General features: G+C 62.1%; 13 protein-coding genes, 2 rRNA genes and 1 pseudogene. 15 read left to right on the top strand and 1 reads right to left on the bottom strand.

The window, feature by feature from the left end:
- The 12 genes and pseudogenes from A5624_RS08555 to A5624_RS08610 form a co-directional block, all read left to right on the top strand.
- A partial coding sequence (locus tag A5624_RS08555) for an L-threonylcarbamoyladenylate synthase (RefSeq protein ID WP_066864562.1) occupies nt 1–472 on the top strand: 472 nt, incomplete at its 5' end.
- A gap of 28 nt (nt 473–500) precedes the next feature.
- Nucleotides 501–1,710: pseudogene (locus A5624_RS08560) on the top strand (glycosyltransferase family 4 protein); the annotation flags it as partial.
- 215 nt (nt 1,711–1,925) lie between these two features.
- Nucleotides 1,926–2,417 carry an ATP synthase subunit I gene (locus A5624_RS08565; RefSeq protein ID WP_066864568.1) on the top strand — a complete coding sequence of 164 codons (492 nt, stop codon included), beginning with the start codon at nt 1,926–1,928 and terminating at the stop codon, nt 2,415–2,417.
- Nucleotides 2,414–3,172: a F0F1 ATP synthase subunit A gene (atpB, locus tag A5624_RS08570; RefSeq protein ID WP_066864573.1), complete on the top strand. Its 759-nt coding sequence runs from the start codon at nt 2,414–2,416 to the stop codon at nt 3,170–3,172. The genes A5624_RS08565 and atpB overlap by 4 nt, the downstream gene beginning before the upstream one ends.
- Nucleotides 3,173–3,267: 95 nt before the next feature.
- The gene (locus A5624_RS08575; RefSeq protein ID WP_065052998.1) at nt 3,268–3,513 is read left to right on the top strand and encodes a F0F1 ATP synthase subunit C; all 246 of its coding nucleotides are present in this window, start codon (nt 3,268–3,270) and stop codon (nt 3,511–3,513) included.
- A gap of 9 nt (nt 3,514–3,522) precedes the next feature.
- Nucleotides 3,523–4,056, top strand: a complete 534-nt coding sequence (locus A5624_RS08580; RefSeq protein ID WP_066864576.1) for a F0F1 ATP synthase subunit B — start codon at nt 3,523–3,525, stop codon at nt 4,054–4,056.
- A gap of 6 nt (nt 4,057–4,062) precedes the next feature.
- A complete protein-coding gene (locus A5624_RS08585; protein ID WP_066864579.1) occupies nt 4,063–5,403 on the top strand; it encodes a F0F1 ATP synthase subunit B/delta in 1,341 nt (446 codons plus the stop codon).
- A gap of 59 nt (nt 5,404–5,462) precedes the next feature.
- Nucleotides 5,463–7,151, top strand: a complete 1,689-nt coding sequence (atpA, locus tag A5624_RS08590) for a F0F1 ATP synthase subunit alpha (RefSeq protein ID WP_066864582.1) — start codon at nt 5,463–5,465, stop codon at nt 7,149–7,151.
- A gap of 6 nt (nt 7,152–7,157) precedes the next feature.
- Nucleotides 7,158–8,066: a F0F1 ATP synthase subunit gamma gene (locus A5624_RS08595; RefSeq protein WP_066864584.1), complete on the top strand. Its 909-nt coding sequence runs from the start codon at nt 7,158–7,160 to the stop codon at nt 8,064–8,066.
- Between the two features lie 21 nt (nt 8,067–8,087).
- Complete coding sequence (atpD, locus tag A5624_RS08600) at nt 8,088–9,557, top strand: F0F1 ATP synthase subunit beta (protein ID WP_066864587.1); 1,470 nt, start codon at nt 8,088–8,090, stop codon at nt 9,555–9,557.
- Between the two features lie 34 nt (nt 9,558–9,591).
- Nucleotides 9,592–9,957 (top strand): F0F1 ATP synthase subunit epsilon, encoded by a 366-nt coding sequence (locus A5624_RS08605; RefSeq protein ID WP_066864590.1) that lies wholly within the window; start codon nt 9,592–9,594, stop codon nt 9,955–9,957.
- A 17-nt stretch (nt 9,958–9,974) separates the two neighbouring features.
- Nucleotides 9,975–10,418, top strand: coding sequence for a DUF2550 domain-containing protein (locus tag A5624_RS08610; RefSeq protein ID WP_066864592.1), 444 nt, complete (start codon nt 9,975–9,977; stop codon nt 10,416–10,418).
- A gap of 31 nt (nt 10,419–10,449) precedes the next feature.
- Here A5624_RS08610 and A5624_RS08615 read toward each other — a convergent pair whose 3' ends face one another.
- Nucleotides 10,450–11,022, bottom strand: coding sequence for a cob(I)yrinic acid a,c-diamide adenosyltransferase (locus tag A5624_RS08615; protein WP_066864595.1), 573 nt, complete (start codon nt 11,020–11,022; stop codon nt 10,450–10,452).
- A gap of 68 nt (nt 11,023–11,090) precedes the next feature.
- On the opposite strand from A5624_RS08615, the gene murA reads away from it, so the two are divergent.
- From murA to A5624_RS08630, 3 genes are all read left to right on the top strand, one after another.
- Nucleotides 11,091–12,344, top strand: a complete 1,254-nt coding sequence (gene murA, locus A5624_RS08620) for a UDP-N-acetylglucosamine 1-carboxyvinyltransferase (protein WP_066864597.1) — start codon at nt 11,091–11,093, stop codon at nt 12,342–12,344.
- A 370-nt stretch (nt 12,345–12,714) separates the two neighbouring features.
- Nucleotides 12,715–14,245 (top strand): 16S ribosomal RNA (locus tag A5624_RS08625).
- Between the two features lie 283 nt (nt 14,246–14,528).
- Nucleotides 14,529–17,638: ribosomal RNA gene (locus tag A5624_RS08630) — 23S ribosomal RNA — on the top strand.
- The 16S and 23S rRNA genes sit together here, the layout of an rRNA operon.
- Nucleotides 17,639–17,661: the final 23 nt, after the last annotated feature.

Raw genomic sequence — 17,661 nt, forward strand, 5'->3', positions numbered from 1 at the left:
GCCGGTGGGCGTGCTGGTCGGCTCCTGGCACACCATCGAGGGGCTCGTGTACACCATGCCGGACGGGGCCCGCGACCTGATCCGCGCCTTCTGGCCGGGCGCGTTGAGCCTGGTGGTCACCCAGGCGCCGTCGCTGCAGTGGGACCTCGGCGACGCGCGCGGCACCGTGATGCTGCGCATGCCGCTGCATCCCGTGGCCATCGAGCTGCTGCGCGAAGTCGGGCCCCTGGCGGTGTCCAGCGCCAACATCTCCGGCCGTCCGGCCGCCCTGGACGCCGGCGAGGCGCGCAGCCAGCTCGGCGATCTGGTCGACGTCTACCTGGCAGCGGGTCCGTCAGCACAGGGCGCTGCCTCCACGATCGTCGACCTGACCGGGGCCACGCCGCGGATTCTGCGGCCGGGCCCGGTGAGCGCGGAGCGGATCGCGGAAGTGCTCGCCCTCGACCCGGAAAGCTTGACCGCCCAGGCCTGACTGGAGCGGTTGTCGAGGTCCCAGGTTTGTCCAGTACGGTCTCGGTGATGTCCAGCGACGTAACCAACCTTGCCGGGGGTTTACTCGCGCTGGGCGACCGCGGCGCCGGTGTTCCGCTTCGCGAATTGGCGCTGGTCGGGCTGACCGCAGCCATCATCACGTACTTCGCCACCGGCCCGGTGCGGGTGCTGGCCACCCGGCTGGGCGCGGTCGCCTATCCGCGGGAGCGCGACGTCCACGTCACGCCGACCCCCCGGATGGGTGGGCTGGCGATGTTTCTCGGCGTCATCACGGCCGTCTTTCTGGCGTCCCAGCTTCCGGCGCTCACGCGTGGGTTCGTCTACTCCACCGGTATGCCCGCGGTCCTGGTGGCCGGCGCGGTCATCATGGGCATCGGCCTCATCGACGACCGTTGGGGCCTCGACGCGCTGACCAAGTTCGCCGGCCAGATCACCGCGGCCAGCGTGCTGGTCACCATGGGCGTGGCGTGGAGCGTCCTGTACATCCCTATCGGCGGCGTGGGCACCATCGTGCTCGATCAGGCCTCGTCGATCCTGCTGACCCTGGCGCTCACCGTGTCGGTCGTCAACGCGATGAACTTCGTCGACGGGCTCGACGGCCTGGCGGCCGGGCTGGGACTGATCACCGCGCTGGCAATCTGCATGTTCTCGGTCGGGCTGCTGCGCGACCACGGCGGTGACGTCCTGTTCTATCCGCCCGCGGTGATCTCGGTGGTGCTCGCCGGGGCATGCCTGGGCTTCCTGCCGCACAACTTCCACCGCGCCAAGATCTTCATGGGCGACTCCGGCTCGATGCTGATCGGCCTGATGCTGTCGGCCGCGTCCACGACGGCCGCCGGGCCCGTCTCGCAGAACGCCTACGGCGCGCGCGACGTGTTCGTCCTGCTGTCCCCGTTCTTGCTGGTCGCGGCCGTCATCTTCGTGCCGATGCTCGATTTGCTGCTGGCGATCGTGCGCCGCACACGCGCGGGCCGCAGCGCGTTCAGCCCCGACAAGATGCATCTGCACCATCGGTTGCTGCAGATCGGTCATTCGCACCGCCGGGTGGTGTTGCTGATCTATTTGTGGGTGGGGATCGTCGCGTTCGGCGCCGCCAGCACAATCTTTTTCCGTCCGCGTGATACCGCCGCGGTGATGCTTGGCGCCATCGTGGTGGCCGGCATCGCGACGGCGATCCCGCTGTTGCGCCGGGGCGACGACTACTACGACGAAGGGTAGTAGTGGGGTCCGGCATGTGGTACGGTGCTGGTAGAACCCCAAAAAGCCGCGCAGGCTACCGGCCCATCGGAGGTCAATCCGACCGGGCTGGTTCAAGACCGGCCTCGGGAGATACCCCTTGGGTGATTCAAGTGTGACGTGCGATACGCTCGGCGGACCACCGATCAGTCGGTCGGGGGGTTCCCGTTCCATCAACCTGGGATTGAGGTGCTGCAGTGACGACACCAGCGCAGGACGCGCCGTTGGTGTTTCCCTCTGTTGCTTTCCGTCCGGTTCGGCTCTTCGCGATCAGCATTGCCATCACTGCGGTGGCGGTGCTCGCCGCCGGGCTGTCCGGCCACCTGATGGTCGGCGTCTTCTTCGGCGTCGGACTTCTCCTGGGTTTGCTCAACGCAGTATTGGTGCGTCGCTCGGTTGAATCGATCACCGCCAAGGACCACCCGCTGAAAAGGTCAATGGCGGTCAACTCGGCGTCACGGCTGGCCATCATCACGGTCTTCGGGCTGATCATCGCCTACGTCTTTCGCCCCGCCGGCCTGGGCGTCATGTTCGGGTTGGCGCTTTTCCAGGTCCTGTTGGTTGCCTCGACAGCGCTCCCGGTGTGGAAGAAGCTGCGCGCGGGTGACTGGGCGGAGCCATCGGACGGCGCCGAAGGCGGCGTGATCGCAGGGTCGGACGGAACGGAAGATAAGGAACAGCAACGATGACTGGCACGACGTTCCTGGCCGAGTCGGCAATCGAGGTTGGCGAGCACAATAAGGCCACGTGGCTTGGCCTGACCGTCAACACCGACACGATTCTGTCGACCGCGATCGCCGCGGTGATCGTGCTCGGGCTGGCCTTCTTCTTGCGCGCGAAGATCACTTCCAAGGGCGTGCCGAGTGGCGTTCAGCTGTTCTGGGAGGCGATCACCGAACAGATGCGCGGACAGATCGAGAGCGCTATCGGCATGCGGATCGCCCCGTTCGTGCTGCCGTTGGCCGTCACGATCTTCGTGTTCATTCTGATCTCCAACTGGCTGTCGGTCCTCCCGCTGCAATACAAGGACAAATCCGGGCACGCGAGCGAGCTGCTGAAGTCGGCGGCGGCGGACATCAATTACGTTCTGGCGCTGGCCCTTTTCGTCTTCGTCTGCTACCACGTGGCGGGCATCTGGCGCCGCGGCATAATCGGGCATCCGCTGGCGGTGGTCAAGGGTCACGTGGCGTTCCTGGCGCCGATCAACCTCGTCGAAGAGCTCGCCAAGCCCATCTCGCTGTCGCTCCGACTTTTCGGCAACATCTTCGCCGGCGGCATTCTGGTCGCGCTGATCGCGATGTTCCCGCCGTACATCATGTGGGCGCCCAACGCGATCTGGAAGGCCTTCGACCTTTTCGTCGGGGCGATCCAGGCCTTCATCTTCTCGATCCTGACCATCCTGTACTTCAGTCAGTCGATGGAGATCGAGGACCACCATGACTGAGACGCCCATGAATTGTTTTGTCCCACGCACCATTACAGAGGCTCGGTAGACCGCTACCGGATAAGCCCCAAATAAAGGAGGAAAGAATGGCAGGCATGGACCCTCAAATCGCTGCCGCCGCTCTCATCGGCGGAGGCCTGATCATGGGTGGCGGTGCGATCGGCGCCGGCATCGGTGACGGCATCGCTGGTAACGCGCTGGTTTCGGGTATCGCCCGGCAACCCGAGGCGCAGGGCCGGCTGTTCACGCCGTTCTTCATCACGGTCGGTCTGGTCGAGGCGGCCTACTTCATCAACCTGGCGTTCATGGCGTTGTTCGTCTTCGCTACCCCGGTCAAGTAATTCGCTGCAATGCGTGACGCGAGTCTGAGCATTTTGGCATCCAGCCAGGTGGTGGCCGAGGGAGGCAACAACTTCCTCGTCCCCAACGGCACCTTCTTCTTCGTGCTGGCGATCTTCCTGATCGTGCTGGCCGTCATCGGCACATTCGTCGTGCCGCCGGTGATGAGGGTCTTGCACGAGCGCGAGGCCATGGTCGCCAAGACGGCTGCTGACAACAAGAAGGCGACCGAGCAATTCGAAGCGGCCAAGGCCGACTACGAAGAAGCCCTGAGCGAGGCGCGGGTTCAGGCGTCGTCGTTGCGCGACAATGCCCGCGCCGAAGGTCGTAAGGTGGTCGAAGACGCGCGCGCCCGTGCCGAACAACAGGTGATGTCGACGTTGCAAATGGCATCTGAGCAATTGAAGCGGGAGAGGGACGCCGTGGAACTGGATCTGCGTGCCAATGTGGCGTCGATGTCGGCGACGTTGGCAAGTCGCATCCTCGGCGTCGACGTCGCCCCCGCCGCCACGACCACATCCGCAACCAAGACATCCGGACGGTAAATACGTATGTCGACTTTCATCGGCCAGTTGGTGGGCTTTGCGGCCATCGTGTTTCTGGTGGTGCGCTATGTCGTGCCGCCGGTGCGTCGGCTGATGGCCGCGCGGCAAGACGCCGTGCGCCAACAGCTGAAAGACGCTGCGACGGCGAGTGATCGGCTGACCGAGTCGACCACGGCGCACACCAAGGCCGTGGAAGATGCGAAGACGGAGGGCGAACGGGTGGTCGAGGAGGCCCGGACCGACGCGGGCCGCATCGTCGAGCAGTTGCGGGCCCAGGCCGATGTCGAGTCCGATCGCATCAACGCACAGGGCAGCCGTCAGGTCGATCTCTTGCGCACCCAGTTGAGCCGGCAGCTCCGGTTGGAACTCGGCCACGAAGCGGTGCGCCAGGCGGGCGAGTTGGTGCGCAACTACGTCGCCGACTCCGAACAGCAGTCGGCCACCGTCGACCGGTTCCTCGATGAACTCGACGAGATGGCGCCCGTTGCGGCTGACGTCCAGTATCCGTTGATGACCAAGATGCGTTCGTCGAGTCGCATCGCGCTGGGCAACCTGTCGGACAAGTTCGGCACCCTAGCCAAAGACCTTGACAACAAAGGGCTTTCGACTGTCTCCGGTGAGCTGGTAGAAGTTGCTCAGATGCTGGACCGCGAGATCGTCGTCACGCGGTATCTCACCGTTCCCGCCGAGGATGGCGCCCCCAGGGTCCGGTTGATCGAAAGACTGGTCTCCGGCAAGGTCGGCGACGCGACACTCGAGGTGCTGCGCGCGGCGGTCTCGGAGCGTTGGTCGGCCAACTCCGATCTGGTCGATGCCATCGAACACGTGTCTCGGCAGGCGCTGCTCGAAGTCGCCGAACGCGAGGACAAGGTCGACGAGGTCGAAGAACAGCTGTTCCGGTTCTCCCGCGCCCTCGACGCGGAGCCGCGGCTGGCGATCCTGCTGGGCGACTACTCCGTTCCGGTGGAAGGGCGAGTCGGCCTCCTGCGCAAGGTGCTTGAGAGCGCGAGCGGACGGGTCAATCCGATCACGATGGCACTGCTGACCCAGACTGTGGAGCTGCTGAGGGGCCAGAACGCCGACGAGGCCATCCAGTTCCTGGCGGAGGTTGCGGTGGCGCGCCGCGGCGAGATCGTGGCGCAAGTCAGCGCCGCAGCCGAACTCAGCGATGCGCAGCGCACCCGCCTCACCGAGGTGCTCGGCCGCATCTACGACCACCCGGTGGCGGTGCAGCTCCAGATCGATGCCGAACTGCTGGGCGGGCTGCTCATCTCCGTGGCCGACGAAGTGATCGACGGAACGCTCGCTTCTCGACTTGCCGCGGCCCAGGCTCAATTGCCCGACTAACCACCATCGACCAATCACAATCCCACGCGAACCAAGATCAAGTAGGAAGACGAATAGCCATGGCCGAGTTGACCATCTCCGCTGAGGACATCCAGAGCGCCATCGAGGAGTACGTAGGCTCCTTCACGTCCGACACCGCCCGCGAGGAGGTCGGCTCGGTCATCGAGGCCGGGGACGGTATCGCGCACGTCGAGGGTTTGCCCTCCGTCATGACCCAAGAGTTGCTCGAGTTCCCCGGCGGGGTCCTCGGCGTCGCCCTGAACCTCGATGAACACGACATCGGCGCGGTGATCCTGGGTGACTTCGAGAAAATCGAAGAAGGCCAACAGGTCAAGCGCACCGGCGAGGTCCTGTCGGTGCCCGTCGGCGACGCGTTCCTAGGGCGCGTGGTCAATCCGCTCGGCCAGCCGATCGACGGCCAGGGCGACATCGATACCGACATTCGCCGCGCGCTGGAGATCCAGGCGCCGTCGGTGGTGCAGCGGCAGAGCGTGAGCGAGCCGCTGCAGACCGGGATCAAGGCCATCGACGCGATGACCCCGATCGGGCGCGGCCAGCGCCAGCTGATCATCGGTGACCGCAAGACCGGCAAGACCGCCGTCTGCGTGGACACCATCCTCAACCAGCGGGAGAACTGGGAGTCGGGCGACGAACGCAAGCAGGTGCGCTGCGTGTACGTGGCCATCGGCCAGAAGGGCACCACGATCGCCTCGGTCCGACGCGCGCTCGACGAGGGTGGCGCCATGGACTACACCACCATTGTGGCGGCGCCGGCATCCGACTCCGCCGGCTTCAAATGGCTTGCGCCGTACACGGGTTCGGCGATTGCCCAGCACTGGATGTACGAGGGCAAGCACGTGCTGATCGTCTTCGACGACCTGAGCAAGCAGGCCGAGGCCTACCGCGCCATTTCCCTGCTGCTCCGCCGTCCGCCGGGTCGCGAGGCGTACCCCGGCGACGTGTTCTACCTGCACTCCCGCCTGCTGGAGCGTTGCGCCAAGCTGTCCGACGACCTCGGTGGCGGCTCGCTGACCGGGTTGCCGGTTATCGAGACCAAGGCGAACGACATCTCGGCCTACATCCCCACCAATGTCATCTCGATCACCGACGGCCAGTGCTTCCTGGAATCCGACCTGTTCAACCAGGGCGTGCGGCCGGCCATCAACGTCGGTGTCTCGGTGTCCCGCGTGGGTGGTGCGGCGCAAATCAAGGCCATGAAGGAAGTCGCCGGCTCGTTGCGTCTAGACCTGTCGCAGTACCGGGAGCTGGAGTCCTTCGCCGCATTCGCCTCAGATCTGGACGCGACGTCCAAGGCCCAGCTGGAGCGCGGTGAACGCCTGGTCGAGCTGTTGAAGCAGCCTCAGTACCAACCCATGCCGGTTGAGGAGCAGGTGGTTTCGATCTTCCTGGGCACCGGCGGTCACCTGGACTCGGTGCCCGTCGAGGACGTCCGACGTTTCGAGACCGAGCTGCTGGATCACATGCGGGCCTCGGAAGAGAAGTTCCTGGCCGGCGTCCGCGACAGCGGCAAGCTCTCCGAAGAGGGCGAGAACCAGCTGACCGAGATCATCAACAACTTCAAGAAGGGCTTCGCGGCCACCGGTGGCGGCTCGGTCGTGCCCGACGAGCACGTCGAGCCCCTGGACGAAGAGGATCTGGAGAAAGAGTCCGTACAGGTCAAGAAGGAGAAGCCGAAGGACAAGAAGGAATCCAAGGATTCCAAGGCCTCCGGCAAGGACAAGAAGTAGCTACCGATGGCGGCAACACTTCGCGAATTACGGGGCCGGATCCGTTCGGCCGGGTCGATCAAGAAGATCACCAAGGCCCAGGAGATGATCGCGACCTCGCGCATCGGCAAGGCGCAGGCCCGGCTGGAATCCGCCCGGCCTTACGCATTCCAGATCACGTCGATGCTCACCACGTTGTCCTCCGAAGCCGCTTTGGACCATCCGTTGTTGGTCGAGCGTGACGAGCCGAAGCGCGCCGGCGTCCTGGTGGTGTCCTCGGACCGCGGTCTGTGCGGCGCGTACAACTCAAGCATCTTCCGCCGTGCCGAGGAACTGTTCTCGTTGCTGCGGGAAGAGGGCAAGACACCCATCGTTTACACGGTGGGCCGGAAGGCGCAGAACTACTTCAAGTTCCGCAACTGGGACATCACCGAATCCTGGACGGGTTTCTCCGAGCAGCCCCAGGTGGAGAACGCCCAGGAGATCGCGTCCACTTTGGTCGAGAGCTTCATGGCCGGGGTCGGCGATGACGAGTCACAGGACGACCAGGGCGTCGACGAACTGCACATCGTCTACTCGGAATTCAAGTCGATGATGTCGCAGGCCGCGGTGGCCCATCGGATCGCTCCGCTGGTCATGGAATACGTCGAGGACACCGACGAACTCCACACCTTGTACTCGTTCGAACCAGACGCCACAACGCTTTTCGACGCGCTGCTGCCGCGGTATGTGACGACCCGGGTGTATGCCGCGTTGCTCGAATCGGCGGCATCGGAGCTCGCGTCGCGTCAACGAGCGATGAAGTCGGCGACCGACAACGCCGACGACCTGATCAAAGAGCTGACGTTGATGGCGAACCGGGAGCGCCAGGCTCAGATCACCCAGGAGATCAGCGAAATCGTCGGCGGCGCAAACGCGCTCGCCGACGCTCAGTAGCACACGAGGAAGAAGAAAAATATGGCTGCTACTACTGAAAGCACCGAGAAGACCGACAAGAAGTCGACCAAAGCCGACACCAACGGCCGCATCGTACGGGTGACCGGCCCCGTCGTCGACGTCGAGTTCCCGCGCGGCTCGGTACCCGAGCTATTCAACGCTCTCAACGCGGAGATCACGTTCGAGGAGCTCAAGAAGACCCTGACACTCGAGGTTGCGCAGCACTTGGGCGACAACCTCGTTCGGGCAATCTCGCTGCAGCCCACCGACGGCCTCGTGCGCGGCGTTGAGGTCACTGACTCCGGAAAGTCGATCTCGGTGCCGGTCGGTGAGGGCGTCAAGGGGCACGTCTTCAACGCCTTGGGCGACTGCCTGGATAAGCCAGGGTACGGCGAGGAGTTCGACCACTGGTCAATCCACCGCAAACCGCCGCCGTTCGAGGAGCTCGAGCCCCGCACCGAGATGCTCGAGACGGGTCTGAAGGTCGTCGACCTGCTCACCCCGTACGTGCGTGGTGGCAAGATCGCACTGTTCGGCGGTGCGGGCGTGGGCAAGACGGTGCTGATCCAGGAGATGATCAACCGTATCGCCCGAAACTTCGGTGGCACTTCGGTTTTCGCCGGCGTCGGTGAGCGCACCCGTGAGGGCAACGACCTGTGGGTCGAACTCAAGGAAGCCGATGTGCTCAAGGACACCGCGCTGGTGTTCGGTCAGATGGACGAGCCGCCCGGCACCCGCATGCGGGTGGCCCTGTCCGCGCTGACCATGGCGGAGTGGTTCCGTGACGAGGCCGGCCAGGACGTGTTGCTGTTCATCGACAACATCTTCCGGTTCACCCAGGCCGGATCCGAGGTCTCGACGCTGCTCGGTCGTATGCCGTCCGCGGTGGGTTACCAGCCGACGCTGGCCGACGAGATGGGCGAGTTGCAGGAGCGCATCACCTCGACGCGAGGCAAGTCGATCACGTCGATGCAGGCCGTTTATGTGCCCGCCGACGACTACACCGACCCGGCGCCGGCGACGACATTCGCGCACCTGGACGCCACCACCGAGCTCTCTCGAAACGTGTTCTCCAAGGGCATCTTCCCCGCGGTGGACCCCCTGGCGTCGAGCTCGACCATTCTGGACCCGAGTGTTGTCGGTGACGAGCACTACCGCGTTGCCCAGGAAGTCATCCGAATCTTGCAGCGGTACAAGGACCTGCAGGACATCATCGCGATCCTCGGTATCGACGAGTTGTCCGAAGAGGACAAGCAGCTCGTTCAGCGTGCACGACGGATCGAGCGATTCCTGTCGCAGAACATGATGGCGGCCGAGCAGTTCACCGGTCAGCCCGGTTCGACGGTACCGCTGAAGGAGACCATCGAGGCGTTCGACCGCCTAACCAAGGGCGATTTCGACCACATCCCGGAGCAGGCGTTCTTCTTGATCGGCGGCCTGGACGACTTGGCGAAGAAGGCCGAAAGCTTTGGCGCCAAACTGGATTCCTGAGGCGTGAGCGAAAAGGCTCTGAAAGGCTCGTGGCATGGCGGATTTGAACGTTGAGATAGTCGCCGTCGATCGAAAGATCTGGTCGGGTGAGGCGACGTTTCTGTTCACCCGTACCACCGTCGGTGAGATCGGCATCCTGCCGCGGCACATCCCGCTGGTAGCGCAGTTGGTCGACGATGCAATGGTGCGCGTCGAACGAGACGGTGAAGACGATCTGCGGATCGCGGTGGACGGCGGATTTCTGTCCGTCACCGAGGAATCGGTGACAATCCTCGCCGAATCCGCCGAGTTCGAGTCGGAGATCGACGAAAGCGCCGCCAGAGAGGCTTCCGAGTCGGACGACCCGCGTATCGCCGCCAAGGGGCGCGCAAGGTTGCGCGCCGTCGGCGCGATCGACTAACCGCCTCGGTCCAGAGGATGAGCGCGCCCATGGTTGGGATGGTCGTGCTGGTCGTCGTGCTGGCGGGCGCCGTCGTCGCGCTGAGCTATCGATTGTGGAAGCTGCGCCAGGGCGGCACGGCGGGGATCATGCGAGACATTCCCGCGGTCGGAGGCCACGGCTGGCGCCATGGCGTAATCCGTTACCGCGGTGGGGAAGCCGCGTTCTACCGATTGTCCAGTCTGCGATTGTGGCCGGATCGACGGCTGAGCCGGCGAGGCGTCGAGATCGTCTCGAGGAGGGCGCCACGCGGCGACGAGTTCGACATCATGACCGACGAGATCGTCGTCATCGAGCTGCGTGACACCACCCAGGACCGCAGGTCCGGCTACGAGATCGCGCTCGACAAGGGCGCGTTGACGGCGTTTTTATCCTGGCTGGAGTCGCGTCCGTCGCCGCGGTCCCGCCGGCGCGGCCTCTAGCAGCGCCGCGTTGAGGCGATTCGGACCCCTGCTAGCTTCCGGCCGCCGGTTTCCAGAGCACATCACCGTCGGGGTTGGCCACCCGCGACAGGATGAACAGCAGATCCGAGAGGCGGTTCAGGTATTTCGCGGGCAGCACGCTGACCTGCCCGGGCGCGGCATCGACCGCGGCCCACGCCGACCGCTCGGCTCGGCGCACCACGGTGCGAGCGACGTGCAGAAACGCCGACAACGGCGAACCACCGGGCAGCACAAACGAATTCAGCTTCGGCAAGGGCTCGTTGTATGTGTCACACCACTTTTCGAGCCGATCGATGTAAGGCTGGGTGACCCGCAGCGGGGGATATTCCGGGTTGTCGACCACGGGGGTCGACAGATCCGCGCCGGCGTCGAACAAGTCGTTTTGAATCTGGCGCAATACGCTGGTGAGCTGCTCGTCGGGCCGGCCGACGGCGACCGCGACACCGATCGCCGCGTTGGCTTCGTCGCAATCGGCGTAGGCCACCAGCCGGGGATCGTTCTTGGAGACCCGGGAGAAGTCGCTCAATCCCGTGGTGCCGTCGTCGCCGGTTCGCGTGTAGATGCGAGTCAGGTGTACAGCCATGAGCAAACCGTACTCGGGTGTGGCTCGGCCGACTGACAAGGCGATACCGCTTCACTAGACTGACGCGGGTGGCTGAGCGATTCGTGGTGACCGGCGGCAACCGGTTGTCAGGCGAAGTCGCAGTAGGGGGCGCGAAAAACAGCGTGCTCAAGCTGATGGCCGCAACGCTGCTGGCCGAAGGCACCAGCACGATCACCAACTGCCCCGACATCCTGGACGTGCCGTTGATGGCCGAGGTGCTGCGCGGGCTGGGCGCGACCGTCGAACTGGACGGCGACGTCGCCCGCATCACCTCTCCGGACGAGCCGAAATATGACGCCGACTTCGCCGCGGTCCGGCAGTTTCGCGCGTCGGTGTGCGTGCTGGGACCGCTGGTCGGCCGGTGCAAGCGCGCCCGTGTCGCGCTGCCCGGTGGTGACGCGATCGGTTCGCGCCCACTGGACATGCATCAGGCCGGCCTGCGCCAGCTCGGCGCGCAATGCAACATCGAGCACGGATGCGTGGTGGCGCAGGCCGATACGCTGCGCGGCGCGGAGATTCAGCTGGAGTTCCCCTCGGTGGGAGCCACCGAGAACATTCTGATGGCCGCGGTCGTGGCCGAGGGCGTGACCGTCATCCACAACGCGGCACGCGAGCCCGACGTCGTCGACCTGTGCACGATGTTGAACCAGATGGGCGCGCAGATCGAAGGCGCCGGTTCGCCGACCATGACCATCACCGGCGTCCCGAAGCTGCACCCGACCGAGCATCGCGTCATCGGGGATCGCATCGTCGCCGCCACGTGGGGGATCGCTGCCGCGATCACCCGCGGTGACATTACGGTGACGGGCATCGACCCGGCACACCTGCAGGTGGTGCTGCACAAATTGCACGACGCCGGCGCCACCGTGACCCAGACCGACGACAGCTTCCGGGTGGCGCAGTACGAGCGCCCCAAGGCCGTCAACGTGGCGACCCTGCCATATCCCGGATTTCCGACAGACCTGCAGCCGATGGCCATCGCCTTGGCCTCGATCGCCGACGGCACCTCGATGATCACCGAGAACGTATTCGAGGCGCGCTTTCGGTTCGTCGAGGAAATGATTCGCTTGGGCGCCGATGCCCGCACCGACGGACACCATGCCGTCGTTCGGGGGCTGCCGCAATTGTCGAGCGCGCCGGTGTGGTGTTCGGACATCCGGGCCGGCGCGGGCCTGGTATTGGCCGGGCTTGTCGCCGACGGAGACACCGAGGTCCACGACGTGTTCCACATCGATCGCGGCTACCCGTTGTTCGTGGAAAACCTGGCGATTTTGGGAGCGGAGATCGAGCGGGTACAGTAACCAAAGTCAGTGCCCCACAAGCGCGGTCACCAACGCGAAGGTGGACGAGAGCGGGGCCTTGACTCCCTCGCTGGATTGGTACTAGCCTGGCACGGCTGCTCCCGAGACGGTCTCTAGCAGATCAAAACTGGGAGTTGACTTACCTGCCGGATCTGTATTAAGCTGGCAGGGTTGCCCCAAAACGGGCGAAACAAGTGTTGTTTGAGAACTCAATAGTGTGTTTGGTCTTTTTATTTGTTGTTGTTTTTTGACCATACTTCGCACCCCCCGTGTGTGGGTATGGTCGTTTTTTTGATGCCAGTTTTTGGTGTCTTTTTGTTAGGTCAGATTATCTCTGATTTGAAATTCACCTCGTTCTGCGAGGAGATTTTGTTTGGAGAGTTTGATCCTGGCTCAGGACGAACGCTGGCGGCGTGCTTAACACATGCAAGTCGAACGGAAAGGCCTCTTCGGAGGTACTCGAGTGGCGAACGGGTGAGTAACACGTGGGCAATCTGCCCTGCACTTCGGGATAAGCCTGGGAAACTGGGTCTAATACCGGATAGGACCTTTAGACGCATGTCTTTTGGTGGAAAGCTTTTGCGGTGTGGGATGGGCCCGCGGCCTATCAGCTTGTTGGTGGGGTGATGGCCTACCAAGGCGACGACGGGTAGCCGGCCTGAGAGGGTGTCCGGCCACACTGGGACTGAGATACGGCCCAGACTCCTACGGGAGGCAGCAGTGGGGAATATTGCACAATGGGCGCAAGCCTGATGCAGCGACGCCGCGTGGGGGATGACGGCCTTCGGGTTGTAAACCTCTTTCACCATCGACGAAGGTCCGGGTTTTCTCGGATTGACGGTAGGTGGAGAAGAAGCACCGGCCAACTACGTGCCAGCAGCCGCGGTAATACGTAGGGTGCGAGCGTTGTCCGGAATTACTGGGCGTAAAGAGCTCGTAGGTGGTTTGTCGCGTTGTTCGTGAAATCTCACGGCTTAACTGTGAGCGTGCGGGCGATACGGGCAGACTAGAGTACTGCAGGGGAGACTGGAATTCCTGGTGTAGCGGTGGAATGCGCAGATATCAGGAGGAACACCGGTGGCGAAGGCGGGTCTCTGGGCAGTAACTGACGCTGAGGAGCGAAAGCGTGGGGAGCGAACAGGATTAGATACCCTGGTAGTCCACGCCGTAAACGGTGGGTACTAGGTGTGGGTTTCCTTCCTTGGGATCCGTGCCGTAGCTAACGCATTAAGTACCCCGCCTGGGGAGTACGGCCGCAAGGCTAAAACTCAAAGGAATTGACGGGGGCCCGCACAAGCGGCGGAGCATGTGGATTAATTCGATGCAACGCGAAGAACCTTACCTGGGTTTGACATGCACAGGACGCGTCTAGAGATAGGCGTTCCCTTGTGGCCTGTGTGCAGGTGGTGCATGGCTGTCGTCAGCTCGTGTCGTGAGATGTTGGGTTAAGTCCCGCAACGAGCGCAACCCTTGTCTCATGTTGCCAGCGGGTAATGCCGGGGACTCGTGAGAGACTGCCGGGGTCAACTCGGAGGAAGGTGGGGATGACGTCAAGTCATCATGCCCCTTATGTCCAGGGCTTCACACATGCTACAATGGCCGGTACAAAGGGCTGCGATGCCGTAAGGTTAAGCGAATCCTTTTAAAGCCGGTCTCAGTTCGGATTGGGGTCTGCAACTCGACCCCATGAAGTCGGAGTCGCTAGTAATCGCAGATCAGCAACGCTGCGGTGAATACGTTCCCGGGCCTTGTACACACCGCCCGTCACGTCATGAAAGTCGGTAACACCCGAAGCCAGTGGCCTAACCTTTTGGAGGGAGCTGTCGAAGGTGGGATCGGCGATTGGGACGAAGTCGTAACAAGGTAGCCGTACCGGAAGGTGCGGCTGGATCACCTCCTTTCTAAGGAGCACCACGAAAAGCACTCCAATTGGTGGAGTGCGAGCCGTGAGGGGTTCTCGTCTGTAGTGGACGAAAACCGGGTGCACAACAGCAAATGATTGCCAGACACACTATTGGGCCCTGAGACAACACTCGGTCGATCCGTGTGGAGTCCCTCCATCTTGGTGGTGGGGTGTGGTGTTTGAGTATTGGATAGTGGTTGCGAGCATCTAGATGAACGCGTGGTCCTTCGTGACCGGCGTGTTCATCGAAATGTGTAATTTCTTTTTTAACTCTTGTGTGTAAGTAAGTGTTTAAGGGCGCATGGTGGATGCCTTGGCATCGAGAGCCGATGAAGGACGTGGGAGGCTGCGATATGCCTCGGGGAGCTGTCAACCAAGCATTGATCCGAGGATTTCCGAATGGGGAAACCCAGCACGAGTGATGTCGTGTTACCCGTATCTGAATATATAGGGTGCGGGAGGTAACGCGGGGAAGTGAAACATCTCAGTACCCGTAGGAGAAGAAAACAATTGTGATTCCGTCAGTAGTGGCGAGCGAACGCGGAACAGGCTAAACCGCACGCATGTATAACCGGGTAGGGGTTGTGTGCGCGGTGTTGTGGGATTGATATGTCTCAGCTCTACCTGGCTGAGGGGTAGTCAGAAAGTGTCGTGGTTAGCAGAAATGGCCTGGGATGGCCTGCCGTAGACGGTGAGAGCCCGGTACGCGAAAACCCGTCACCTACCTAGTATCAACTCCCGAGTAGCAGCGGGCCCGTGGAATCTGCTGTGAATCTGCCGGGACCACCCGGTAAGCCTAAATACTTCTCGATGACCGATAGCGGATTAGTACCGTGAGGGAATGGTGAAAAGTACCCCGGGAGGGGAGTGAAATAGTACCTGAAACCGTGTGCCTACAATCCGTCAAAGCCTCCTCGTGGGGTGATGGCGTGCCTTTTGAAGAATGAGCCTGCGAGTCAGGGACACGTCGCGAGGTTAACCCGTGCGGGGTAGCCGCAGCGAAAGCGAGTCTGAATAGGGCGCATCCCCTTTGGGGTGTAGTGGCGTGTTCTGGACCCGAAGCGGAGTGATCTACCCATGGCCAGGGTGAAGCGCGGGTAAGACCGCGTGGAGGCCCGAACCCACTTAGGTTGAAGACTGAGGGGATGAGCTGTGGGTAGGGGTGAAAGGCCAATCAAACTCCGTGATAGCTGGTTCTCCCCGAAATGCATTTAGGTGCAGCGTTGCGTGGTTCACCACGGAGGTAGAGCTACTGGATGGCCGATGGGCCCTACTAGGTTACTGACGTCAGCCAAACTCCGAATGCCGTGGTGTAAAGCGTGGCAGTGAGACGGCGGGGGATAAGCTCCGTACGTCGAAAGGGAAACAGCCCAGATCGCCGGCTAAGGCCCCTAAGCGTGTGCTAAGTGGAAAAGGATGTGTAGTCGCAGAGACAACCAGGAGGTTGGCTTAGAAGCAGCCACCCTTGAAAGAGTGCGTAATAGCTCACTGGTCAAGTGATTATGCGCCGATAATGTAGCGGGGCTCAAGCACACCGCCGAAGCCGCGGCACATTCACGTCTACGTGAATGTGGGTAGGGGAGCGTCCCTCATTCAGCGAAGCCTCCGGGTAACCGGTGGTGGAGGGTGGGGGAGTGAGAATGCAGGCATGAGTAGCGATAAGGCAAGTGAGAACCTTGCCCGCCGTAAGACCAAGGGTTCCTGGGCCAGGCCAGTCCGCCCAGGGTGAGTCGGGACCTAAGGCGAGGCCGACAGGCGTAGTCGATGGACAACGGGTTGATATTCCCGTACCCGTGTATAGGCGTCCCTGATGAATCAGCGGTACTAACCACCCAAAACCGGATCGACCATTCCCCTTCGGGGGCATGGAGTTTCGGGGCTGCGTGGGACCTTCGCTGGTAGTAGTCAAGCGATGGGGTGACGCAGGAAGGTAGCCGTACCAGTCAGTGGTAATACTGGGGCAAGCCCGTAGGGAGAGCGATAGGCAAATCCGTCGCTCATTAATCCCGAGAGGTGATGCATAGCCGATTGAGGCGAATTCGGTGATCCTCTGCTGCCAAGAAAAGCCTCTAGCGAGCACATACACGGCCCGTACCCCAAACCAACACAGGTGGTCAGGTAGAGAATACCAAGGCGTACGAGATAACTATGGTTAAGGAACTCGGCAAAATGCCCCCGTAACTTCGGGAGAAGGGGGGCCGGAATACCGTGAACACCCTTGCGGTGGGAGCGGGATTCGGCCGCAGAAACCAGTGGGTAGCGACTGTTTACTAAAAACACAGGTCCGTGCGAAGTCGCAAGACGATGTATACGGACTGACGCCTGCCCGGTGCTGGAAGGTTAAGAGGACCCGTTAACCGTAAGGTGAAGCGGAGAATTTAAGCCCCAGTAAACGGCGGTGGTAACTATAACCATCCTAAGGTAGCGAAATTCCTTGTCGGGTAAGTTCCGACCTGCACGAATGGCGTAACGACTTCCCAACTGTCTCAACCATAGACTCGGCGAAATTGCACTACGAGTAAAGATGCTCGTTACGCGCGGCAGGACGAAAAGACCCCGGGACCTTCACTACAACTTGGTATTGGTGTTCGGTACGGTTTGTGTAGGATAGGTGGGAGACTGTGAAGTGCAGACGCCAGTTTGTATGGAGTCGTTGTTGAAATACCACTCTGATCGTATTGGACACCTAACGTCGAACCCTTATCGGGTTCACGGACAGTGCCTGGCGGGTAGTTTAACTGGGGCGGTTGCCTCCTAAAATGTAACGGAGGCGCCCAAAGGTTCCCTCAACCTGGACGGCAATCAGGTGTTGAGTGTAAGTGCACAAGGGAGCTTGACTGCGAGACTTACAAGTCAAGCAGGGACGAAAGTCGGGACTAGTGATCCGGCACCTCTGAGTGGAAGGGGTGTCGCTCAACGGATAAAAGGTACCCCGGGGATAACAGGCTGATCTTCCCCAAGAGTCCATATCGACGGGATGGTTTGGCACCTCGATGTCGGCTCGTCGCATCCTGGGGCTGGAGCAGGTCCCAAGGGTTGGGCTGTTCGCCCATTAAAGCGGCACGCGAGCTGGGTTTAGAACGTCGTGAGACAGTTCGGTCTCTATCCGCCGCGCGCGTCAGAAACTTGAGGAAACCTGTCCCTAGTACGAGAGGACCGGGACGGACGAACCTCTGGTATACCAGTTGTCCCACCAGGGGCACGGCTGGATAGCCACGTTCGGACAGGATAACCGCTGAAAGCATCTAAGCGGGAAACCTTCTCCAAGATCAGGTTTCTCACCCTTTTAGAGGGATAAGGCCCCCCGCAGACCACGGGTTCGATAGGCCAGACCTGGAAGCCCAGTAATGGGTGCAGGGAACTGGCACTAACCGGCCGAAAACTTACCAACACACAATCGCAACCACAGTCCAA

It is taken from the genome of Mycobacterium sp. 1482292.6, assembly GCF_001672995.1.
Classification (GTDB): domain Bacteria; phylum Actinomycetota; class Actinomycetes; order Mycobacteriales; family Mycobacteriaceae; genus Mycobacterium; species Mycobacterium europaeum_A.